General features: G+C 63.1%; 10 protein-coding genes and 1 riboswitch. All 10 genes read left to right on the top strand.

Going from position 1 to position 9,075, the window contains the following annotated elements; genetic code table 11:
- Positions 1–2 precede the first annotated feature (2 nt).
- Positions 3–227, top strand: a riboswitch (cobalamin riboswitch).
- A 109-nt stretch (positions 228–336) separates the two neighbouring features.
- Positions 337–948, top strand: a complete 612-nt coding sequence (cobO, locus tag AAAB16_RS11065) for a cob(I)yrinic acid a,c-diamide adenosyltransferase (protein ID WP_340663360.1) — start codon at positions 337–339, stop codon at positions 946–948.
- On the top strand, positions 945–2,297 hold the full coding sequence (locus tag AAAB16_RS11060) for a cobyrinate a,c-diamide synthase (RefSeq protein ID WP_340663359.1): 1,353 nt from the start codon (positions 945–947) through the stop codon (positions 2,295–2,297). The genes cobO and AAAB16_RS11060 overlap by 4 nt, the downstream gene beginning before the upstream one ends.
- The gene (gene bluB / locus AAAB16_RS11055) at positions 2,294–2,944 is read left to right on the top strand and encodes a 5,6-dimethylbenzimidazole synthase (RefSeq protein WP_340663358.1); all 651 of its coding nucleotides are present in this window, start codon (positions 2,294–2,296) and stop codon (positions 2,942–2,944) included. Before AAAB16_RS11060 ends, bluB begins: the two co-directional genes overlap by 4 nt.
- On the top strand, positions 2,941–3,873 hold the full coding sequence (gene cbiB, locus AAAB16_RS11050; RefSeq protein WP_340663357.1) for an adenosylcobinamide-phosphate synthase CbiB: 933 nt from the start codon (positions 2,941–2,943) through the stop codon (positions 3,871–3,873). Before bluB ends, cbiB begins: the two co-directional genes overlap by 4 nt.
- Positions 3,866–4,873, top strand: coding sequence for a threonine-phosphate decarboxylase CobD (gene cobD / locus AAAB16_RS11045; protein ID WP_340663356.1), 1,008 nt, complete (start codon positions 3,866–3,868; stop codon positions 4,871–4,873). The genes cbiB and cobD overlap by 8 nt, the downstream gene beginning before the upstream one ends.
- The gene (locus AAAB16_RS11040; protein ID WP_340663355.1) at positions 4,866–6,338 is read left to right on the top strand and encodes a cobyric acid synthase; all 1,473 of its coding nucleotides are present in this window, start codon (positions 4,866–4,868) and stop codon (positions 6,336–6,338) included. The genes cobD and AAAB16_RS11040 overlap by 8 nt, the downstream gene beginning before the upstream one ends.
- A 231-nt stretch (positions 6,339–6,569) precedes the next feature.
- Entirely contained in the window at positions 6,570–7,091 is a 522-nt protein-coding gene (gene cobU, locus AAAB16_RS11035) for a bifunctional adenosylcobinamide kinase/adenosylcobinamide-phosphate guanylyltransferase (protein ID WP_340663354.1), read from the top strand.
- Positions 7,088–8,143, top strand: coding sequence for a nicotinate-nucleotide--dimethylbenzimidazole phosphoribosyltransferase (gene cobT, locus AAAB16_RS11030; RefSeq protein ID WP_340663353.1), 1,056 nt, complete (start codon positions 7,088–7,090; stop codon positions 8,141–8,143). The genes cobU and cobT overlap by 4 nt, the downstream gene beginning before the upstream one ends.
- Positions 8,140–8,712, top strand: coding sequence for an alpha-ribazole phosphatase family protein (gene cobC, locus AAAB16_RS11025; RefSeq protein ID WP_340663352.1), 573 nt, complete (start codon positions 8,140–8,142; stop codon positions 8,710–8,712). Before cobT ends, cobC begins: the two co-directional genes overlap by 4 nt.
- Positions 8,712–9,075 (top strand): adenosylcobinamide-GDP ribazoletransferase (locus AAAB16_RS11020; protein WP_340663351.1); only part of this gene is annotated, 364 nt, incomplete at its 3' end. The genes cobC and AAAB16_RS11020, both read left to right, overlap by 1 nt.

The following is a 9,075-nucleotide window of genomic DNA, read 5'->3' as shown; positions in this document are numbered from 1 at the left end:
ACCCTGCCTGCCTTGCTTCAGGTGCCTCGTTTTTCACGGGGTGAAACTGGGAAGTTGGTAACGCGTTCACGTTGGCTGAACGCCCGATTCCAACGCTGCCCCCGCAACGGTAATTGAGCTGAAACCTGCACGAGCCACTGTGAAATCACGGGAAGGCGCGGTTTTCTGTTGGCCCTTTCTGGCCACGCTCATAAGCCCGGAGACCGGCCTGCTGCAGTTCCATGGCATTGCGGAGGGCTTTGTCTGGCGTCGGTTGGCTGTATCTTCAGCCGCCGTGCGTCTGCCATTCTCCGCTAGCCTCAATTGAGCTTTGACCCTGGCTAGCAGAGGTAAGAGATGAGCGAATCCGCAGAGCGCGACGCCCGCCACAAAGCGCGCATGGCCCGCAAAAAAGCCCTGATCGACGAGAAAATCGCCCAAGCCCAAGACGAATACGGCCTGTTGCTGGTGCACAGCGGCAATGGCAAAGGCAAAAGCAGCTCGGCGTTTGGCATGGTGGCGCGGGCCTTGGGCCATGGTATGAAAGTCGGCGTGGTGCAGTTCATCAAAGGCGCGGCCAGCACCGGCGAGGAAAAGTTCTTCCGCCGCTTCCCCGAAGAAGTCAGCTACCACGTGATGGGCGAGGGCTACACCTGGGACACCCAGGACCGCCAACGCGATATCGACAAAGCCGTGGCCGCCTGGGCCGTGGCCAAACAAATGCTCAACGACCCAGCCATTGGCTTGGTGGTGCTCGACGAGCTGAACATCGCCCTGAAACACCACTACCTCGACCTCGACACCGTGCTCGCCGATATTGGCGGCCGCCCGGAGTTTCAGCATGTGGTGGCCACCGGCCGTGGTGCTCCGCCTGCGTTGATTGAAGCGGCCGATACCGTCACCGAAATGGGCATGATCAAACACGCCTATAAAGCTGGCGTTAAGGCCCAGGCCGGGGTGGAGTTTTGACCGATACCACTTCCCATCGCTGCCCGGCGCTGTTGATTGCCGCGCCAGCTTCCGGCCAGGGCAAAACCACCGTGACCGCCGCCTTGGCGCGCTTGCATACCCGCCAAGGCAAACGGGTGCGGGTGTTTAAATGCGGCCCGGATTTTCTCGACCCGATGATTCTCGCCCGCGCCAGCGGCGCGCCGGTGTACCAGTTGGATTTGTGGATGGTCGGCGCCGAAGAAAGCCGGCGTCTGCTCTGGGAAGCTGCCGCCGAGGCGGACCTGATTCTGATTGAGGGGGTGATGGGCCTGTTTGACGGCACGCCATCGGCGGCCGACCTGGCGCGGCATTTCGGCGTGCCGGTGTTGGCCCTGATTGACGGCTCCGGCATGGCGCAAACCTTTGGCGCCATGGCCCACGGCATGGCCACCTACCAGGCCGACTTGCCGTTCTCCGGCGTGTTGGCCAACCGCACCGGCAGCGCGCGCCATGGCGAAATTCTCCGCGATTGCTTACCAACAGGCATCAAGTGGTACGGCGCCTTGCCCCGTAGCACCGCGATTGAACTACCCAGCCGGCATTTGGGCCTGGTGCAGGCTGAGGAACTTGAAGACCTCGATGCACGCTTGGATGCGGCCGCCGATGCCTTGGCCGCCAGTGCTGACACCACTTTACCGCCGCCGGTTACCTTTGTAGCCCCGGAACATGTCCGTGCAATTGCGCCCTTGCTCAAGGGCGTTCGCATCGGCGTAGCGCGTGATACCTCGTTCGCCTTTCTCTACCAGGCCAACCTTGATCTGCTGCGCGAACTCGGCGCCGAGCTGATTGAGTTTTCGCCCCTGCGCGACAGCGAATTGCCCGAGGTCGATAGCCTGTATCTGCCGGGCGGTTATCCGGAATTGCACTTGCAGCCGCTAGAAGCCAACCAGGCCATGCGCGCTGCCATTCACGCCCACCATGGCGCCGGCAAACCAATTCACGCCGAATGCGGCGGCATGCTCTATCTGCTCAATGCGTTGACTGACAAAGACGGCGCCAGTGGCGAGCTGCTTGGTTTGCTGCCCGGCAGCGCGCAAATGCATAAAAAGCTCAAGGCCCTGGCCTTGCAGGAAATCGAACTGCCGGAAGGCCGCCTGCGCGGGCATACCTACCACTATTCGGAACTGGACTGCGCTCTAGAGCCCTTGGCCCGTGGCGTGTGCCCAACCTACAAGCGCACGGCGGAAGCGGTGTATCGCATTGGGCGGCTAACGGCTTCGTATATCCACCTGTATATGCCGTCCAATCCGGCGGCCGCTGCGGCGTTGTTTATGCCTGGCGTAGCGCCCGCCGTGCCGCGTAATAACCTGGAAGCCCTGTCGGCATGAGCGACCACGCTTACAGTGCCGCCGAGCGCGCGGCCATCTACCGGGCCATTGCCGAGCGCCGCGATATGCGCCATTTCAGCGCTGGCACGGTGGCGCCCGAGGTATTGGCGCGCTTGTTAGAAGCGGCGCACCACGCGCCCAGCGTGGGGCTGATGCAACCGTGGCGGTTTATCCGCATTACCCGCCCTGAACTACGCTCGGCCATCCATGGCCTGGTGGAAGCGGAGCGGGTGCGCACGGCCGACGCCTTGGGTCAGCGCGCCGATGAGTTTATGCGCTTGAAGGTGGAGGGTATTCACGACTGTGCCGAGCTATTGGTAGTCGCCCTCGGCGATGGCCGCGAAGCCCATGTGTTTGGCCGGCGCACCTTGCCGGAAATGGACTTGGCCTCGGTTTCCTGCGCCATACAAAATTTTTGGCTGGCAGCGCGTGCCGAGGGCTTGGGCGTGGGTTGGGTATCACTTTTTGAGCCGCAGGCATTGGCAGACTTGCTGCACATGCCGGCCGGCGCAAAGCCTGTCGCGGTGCTGTGTTTGGGCCCGGTCACCGCGTTCTATAGCGAGCCAATGCTGCAGCAAGAAGGCTGGGCGACACCGCGCCCGTTACAAGACTTGCTGTTCACCGACACCTGGCCGGAGGCGCAATGAGCGTTGCCTTGCTCAGTGTCGCTGGCGTGGCCTTGGACGCTTGGTTGGGCGAGCCAAAGCGTTGGCATCCGCTGGTGGGTTTTGGCCGTTTAGCCAATGCCCTGGAGCATCGTTTTAATAAACCCTTTAGCGCTGCCGACGGCGACAGCGGCCGGGGGTGGCGCAGCCATGGCGTTACCGCTTGGGTGCTGGCGGTAGTGCCGCTGACCCTGGCTGCCTGGCTGCTGAGCCTGTTGCCCTATGTCGGCTGGCTGGTGGAAATCATTGCGCTGTATATCGCCCTCGGCATGCAAAGCCTGACCGAGCATGCGCAGCCGATTTTTCAGGCATTGCGTGACGGCGACCTGGACAAAGCCCGCGAGCGCGTCGGCTATATCGTCAGCCGCGACACTTCAGCGCTGGACGAGCAGGGTGTTGCGCTGGCCGCCACCGAATCGGTGCTGGAAAACGGCAGCGATGCGGTGTTCGCCGCGCTGTTCTGGTTTGTGCTGCTGGGAGCGCCGGGCGTGGTGCTTTATCGCCTGAGCAACACCCTTGACGCCATGTGGGGCTACCGCAATCCACGTTTTGAACGCTTTGGTTGGGCGGCGGCGCGCATTGACGACGTGCTCAATCTGGTGCCCGCGCGCCTGGTGGCGCTGACCTATGCCGTGCTCGGCAATACGCGCCTGGCTCTGCGTTGTTGGTGGCGCCAAGGCTTTACCTGGTACAGCCCGAATGCCGGCCCGGTAATGGCCGCTGGTGCCGGCGCGCTGGGCGTGGCCTTGGGCCGCCCGGCGATGTACCACGGCGCCTTGCGCGAACGCCCACCGTTGGGCGAGGGGCCGCCAGCGGATGCCGACAGCATCGAACGTGCGGTGCGTTTGGTGCGCCGTGGCGTGCTGCTGTGGTTACTGATTTTGCTCCTGGGAGGGCGTCTGTTTGCCTAACGCAATCGACGGCGGGCTGGCCCATGGCGGGCGCTTGCAGCAGGCAGCGCGTGACCACGGTATTGCCGTGAGCGAGTGGCTGGATCTGTCTACCGGTATTGCGCCGTGGCCCTTTGCGCTGCCGGAGATTCCGCTGAACGCCTGGGCGCGCTTGCCGGAAGCGGATGACGGCTTGCAGGCGGCCGCTTGCGCCTATTACGGCGTTGAGCAATTGTTGCCCGTCGCCGGTTCCCAGGCGGCCATTCAAATGCTGCCGCGCTTGCGCCCGCCCAGTCGGGTTGGCGTGTTGTCGCCGTGCTACGCCGAACATGCCCATGCCTGGCGCCAGGCCGGACACGAGGTGGTGGAAATAGCTGATCAGCACGTGCAGACGCAACTCGATAGCCTCGACGTACTGGTGGTGGTCAACCCAAACAACCCCACCGGCCGTTTGTGTAGCCGCGAGCAGTTGCTGAACTGGCACGCCAGGTTGGCGCCGCGCGGCGGTTGGCTGTTGGTGGACGAGGCGTTTATTGACATCACCCCCGAGCACAGCCTGGCCGCTGAAAGCGATCGCGCGGGGCTGATTGTGCTGCGCTCGTTTGGCAAGTTTTTCGGCTTGGCTGGCGCGCGTCTTGGCTGCGTGCTGGCCGCCGAGCCGCTGTTGCAAGCGCTGGCTCAGCAGTTGGGGCCATGGACGATCAATGGCCCGACGCGGGTTATCGCTACGCATTGTTTTGCCCAGCAAACGGCGCAGGCGCAGCAACGCCAACGTGCCCTGCAAGCCAGTCAACGCTTGGCTGCACTGCTTAGCGAACATGGCTTAAAACCCACGGGTGGCTGCGGGTTGTTTCAATGGTGGCAAGGCGAGCGGGCGGCTGCCGTACATGCATTTTTTGCCCGTCGCGGCATCTTGCTGCGCCTGTTTACCGAGCACAGCAGCCTGCGCTTTGGCCTGCCTGCCGATGAGGCGCAGTTCCACCGTTTAGCCCAGGCGCTTAAGGAGCTGGTTGATGAGTAGCTTGCCGGCGCAAGCCGCGACATTAATGGTGCAGGGCACCACCTCCGATGCTGGCAAAAGTACCCTGGTCGCCGCGCTATGCCGCTGGCTGCACCGCCAGGGCGTGGCCGTGGTGCCCTTTAAGCCGCAAAACATGGCGCTTAATTCGGCGGTCACCGTCGACGGCGGCGAGATCGGCCGCGCCCAGGCTGTGCAGGCGCAAGCCTGCGGGCTGGCGGCGCACACCGATATGAACCCGGTGTTGCTCAAGCCCAACAGCGACACCGGCGCCCAGGTGATCATCCATGGCCGCGCCGTTAGCAGCATGGAAGCGGCGGCGTACCACGACTATAAAAAGGTCGCCATGCAGGCGGTGTTGCAGTCCCACGGTCGCCTGAGCCGTGCCTACCAGGTGGTGATGGTGGAGGGCGCCGGCTCGCCAGCGGAGATCAACTTGCGCGCCGGCGATATCGCCAATATGGGCTTTGCCGAAGCGGTGGATTGCCCGGTGATTTTGATCGCCGATATCGACCGCGGTGGCGTGTTTGCCCACTTGGTCGGCACCTTGGAGTTGCTTTCCGAGAGTGAGCAGGCGCGGGTCAAAGGCTTTGTTATCAACCGCTTCCGGGGTGCCCTTAGCTTGCTGCAACCGGGCCTCGACTGGCTGGAACAGCGCACCGGCAAGCCGGTGCTCGGCGTATTGCCCTACGTCACCGACCTGCACCTGGAGGCCGAAGACGCCATCGACACCCGGCAAATCGCCAAAGCCGAGCAGGTGCTAAAAGTTGTAGTGCCGGTGCTGCCACGTATCAGCAACCACACCGACTTTGACCCGTTGCGCTTGCACCCGCAGGTCGACCTGCAGTTTATCGGCCCCGGCCACGCCATTCCGCCGGCGGATTTAATCATCTTGCCCGGTTCAAAAAGCGTGCGCAGCGACCTGGCGTTTCTGCGCCGCAATGGCTGGGAGGAGGCGCTGCAGCGACACTTGCGCTATGGCGGCAAACTGCTCGGTGTATGCGGTGGTTTGCAAATGCTCGGTAGCCAATTGCATGACCCGTTGGGCCTGGAAGGTGCCGCAGGGTCCAGCCCCGGTCTAGGCTTGCTGGCGTTCGACACGGTATTGGCCGAACACAAACAGCTGCGCACTGTGCAGGGGCGCTTGTGTCTGGAAGACGCGGCCATCAGCGGCTATGAAATTCATGCCGGGGTTAGCAGCGGGCCGGCGTTGGAATTGCCTGCGGTGCAGCTGGATGACGGCCGCTGCGATGGCGTGCGCAGTGCCGATGGACAGGTGATTGGCACCTACCTGCATGGCCTGTTCGAAAGCCCGGCGTCGAGCAGCGCGTTATTGCGCTGGGCGGGGCTAAAGGATGTGCAAGAAGTCGACTACCACGCCCTGCGTGAACGAGATTTGCAGCGTTTGGCCGACTTGGTGGAACAGCATTTGGATACGGATAAATTGCGGGGCATGTGTGGGTTATAAGCAGCCATACGTCTACGTAGGTTGGGCCGGCCGCGTAGGTGAGCGCAGCGAAACCCAGCACCGTGCGGCGGGCGTTATGTTGGGCTTCGCCTTCGGCTCACCGCACGCGGACCGACCCAACCTACATTCTGCGCGGGAATGCACCTATTACACCGTCGTCCCCGCGCAGACGGGGACCCAGAATATCGCGGCAAACCCACGTTCCCAGCGCCAGCGTTCAAGGAGTGAACCATGCATGAGCTAATTCTCGGCGGCGCCCGTTCTGGCAAAAGCCGCTTGGCTGAACGCCTGGCTCTGCAAAGCGGTTGGCCGGTCACCTATATCGCCACGTCCGAGCCGCGCGATGGCGAGATGAGCGAACGTATTCGCCAGCACCGTGAACGTCGTCCGGCGCAGTGGGGCCTGGTCGAGGAACCGATTCGCCTGGCTGAGGTGCTGCAAGCCCACGCTGCGCCCGAACAGTGCTTGCTGGTGGATTGCCTGACCCTCTGGCTCACCAACCTGCTGATGCTCGATGACCCGCACCGCTTGGCCGCCGAGCGTGATGCGTTGCTGGCCTGCCTGGATAATCTGCCCGGGCGTTTGCTGTTGGTCAGCAACGAAACCGGCCTGGGTGTGGTGCCCATGGGCGAGCTCACCCGTCGTTATGTCGATGAAGCCGGCTGGCTGCACCAAGCCCTGGCTGAACGTTGCCAGCGGGTGATTTTCACCGTGGCTGGTTTACCCATGATTCTTAAAGGAGCGCCGTTATGAGTTTGTCTTGGTGGGAGGCCCCCGTGCAGCCGCTGGACGTTGTCGCTAAAGGCAAAGCCCAGGCCCGGCAGCAGGTTTTGACCAAACCCGCAGGCTCATTGGCGGCGCTGGAACAACTGGCCATCGACCTGGCCGCCATGCAAGGCCGCGAGCGGCCGGTGGTGGATAGCCTGTGGATCGCCATTTTTGCCGCTGACCATGGTGTGGTGGCCGAAGGCGTATCGGCCTATCCGCAGGAAGTAACTGGGCAAATGCTGCGCAACTTCGTCAATGGCGGCGCGGCTATCAGCGTATTGGCCCGGCATCTGGATGCAGCGTTGGAAGTCATCGACCTCGGCACTGCGGTGCCGCTAGAGCCGCTGCCCAATGTGCGCCACCTCAACCTGGGTGCGGGTACGTTTAACTTTGCCCAGGGGCCGGCGATGACCCAAACCCAGCTGTATATCGCCCTGGAAGCTGGGCGCGATAGCGTGCGCCGTGCCAAAGCCAGCGGTGCGCAGCTGTATATCGGTGGCGAAATGGGCATCGGCAATACCACCGCCGCCAGCGCCCTGGCCAGCGCCATGCTCGGTTGCGCGGTAAAGCTGATTGTTGGGCCTGGCACTGGACTGGATGAGGCAGGTGTCGCCCATAAAGTGGCGGTGACTGAGGCGGCGCTGGAGCTGCATACGGCGCACCTGGCCGATCCGCTGGCACTGTTGCAACACCTGGGCGGTTTTGAAATCGCCGCGCTGGTGGGGGCGTATATCGCCTGTGCGCAGGAGGGGCTGACGGTGTTGGTCGACGGTTTTATCTGTACCGTCGCCGCTTTGCTCGCCGTGCGCCTAAATGCCGATTGTCGGCAGTGGCTGCTGTTTGCGCACCAGGGCGCTGAACCCGGCCACCACGCCGTGCTTGAAGCCTTGCAAGCCGAGCCCCTGCTGCAACTGGGCTTGCGCCTGGGCGAGGGCAGTGGTGCGGCATTGGCGGTGCCGTTGCTGCAAATGGCCTGCTGCCTGCACAGCGATATGGCCACCTTTGCCGAGGCTGCGGTGGCGGATCGCCCGGCATGACGGTGCACCTCAGCCTGCTGCGCCATGGTGCTACGGAACTGGCCGGCGGCTTTCGCGGCAGTATCGACGACGCGCTAACGGCAGAAGGCTGGGCGCAACTGCGTAACGCGGTGGCCGATGCCGGGCCATGGGATGTGATTGTCAGCTCGCCATTGCAACGCTGTGCTGCCTTTGCCCGTGAGTTGGCGGCACAGCGCGGTGTGCCAGTGGTGCTGGACGCGGATCTGCGTGAACTGCACTTTGGCGCCTGGGAGGGCCAGACCGCCTTGGCCTTGATGGCCGATCAAGAGGCTGAGCTGGGGCTGTTCTGGAATGATCCTTACGCTTTTACTCCGCCGGCCGGTGAGCCGGTATTGGCGTTTGCTCAGCGGGTGTTGGCCGCTATCGAACGCTTGGCGACCGCGTATGAAGGGCAGCGCGTATTAGTCATCAGCCATGGCGGTGTGATGCGCCTACTCTTGGCCCAGGCCCGTGGTTTACCGCGCGAGCAACTGCTGCAAGTGGAAGTCGCCCACGCCAGCCTGCATCGCTTGAAGGTGCAGGCGCCTTGTTTGCTCACGGAGGTTTGATGCTGCCGCTGTTAATTGCCATGCAATTTCTCACCAGCTTGCCGGTGCGTTTGCCGGGTATGCCGAGCCCGGAGCAACTAGGGCGCTCGCTGCTGTGGTACCCCGTGGTGGGTTTGCTGATCGGGCTGCTGCTGTATGGCCTGGACGCGGTGCTAAATGGCGCCCCCGTGCTGCTGCATGCGGCGTTGATACTGGCCGCCTGGGTGGCGCTAAGTGGTGCACTGCACCTTGATGGGCTGGCCGATAGTGCCGACGCTTGGTTGGGCGGCTTTGGCGACCGCGAACGCACCCTGAGCATTATGAAAGACCCGCGCAGCGGACCGATCGCCGTGGTGACGTTGGTGTTGGTGTTGCTGCTTAAAT

Source organism: Pseudomonas sp., assembly GCF_037994325.1.
In the GTDB taxonomy this organism is placed as follows: Bacteria; Pseudomonadota; Gammaproteobacteria; order Pseudomonadales; family Pseudomonadaceae; genus Aquipseudomonas.
The sequence above is the reverse complement of the archived record's forward strand: the minus strand, read 5'-3'. Positions and strand labels throughout refer to the sequence as shown.

What these genes read in the sequence shown, in the direction of transcription:
- cobT (WP_340663353.1), top strand. Translation starts at nt 7,088, where the DNA reads ATGAGTTTGTCTTGGTGGGAGGCCCCCGTGCAGCCGCTGGACGTTGTC.
- AAAB16_RS11040 (WP_340663355.1), top strand. Translation starts at nt 4,866, where the DNA reads ATGAGTAGCTTGCCGGCGCAAGCCGCGACATTAATGGTGCAGGGCACC.
- cobO (WP_340663360.1), top strand. Translation starts at nt 337, where the DNA reads ATGAGCGAATCCGCAGAGCGCGACGCCCGCCACAAAGCGCGCATGGCC.
- cobC (WP_340663352.1), top strand. Translation starts at nt 8,140, where the DNA reads ATGACGGTGCACCTCAGCCTGCTGCGCCATGGTGCTACGGAACTGGCC.
- cobU (WP_340663354.1), top strand. Translation starts at nt 6,570, where the DNA reads ATGCATGAGCTAATTCTCGGCGGCGCCCGTTCTGGCAAAAGCCGCTTG.
- bluB (WP_340663358.1), top strand. Translation starts at nt 2,294, where the DNA reads ATGAGCGACCACGCTTACAGTGCCGCCGAGCGCGCGGCCATCTACCGG.
- cbiB (WP_340663357.1), top strand. Translation starts at nt 2,941, where the DNA reads ATGAGCGTTGCCTTGCTCAGTGTCGCTGGCGTGGCCTTGGACGCTTGG.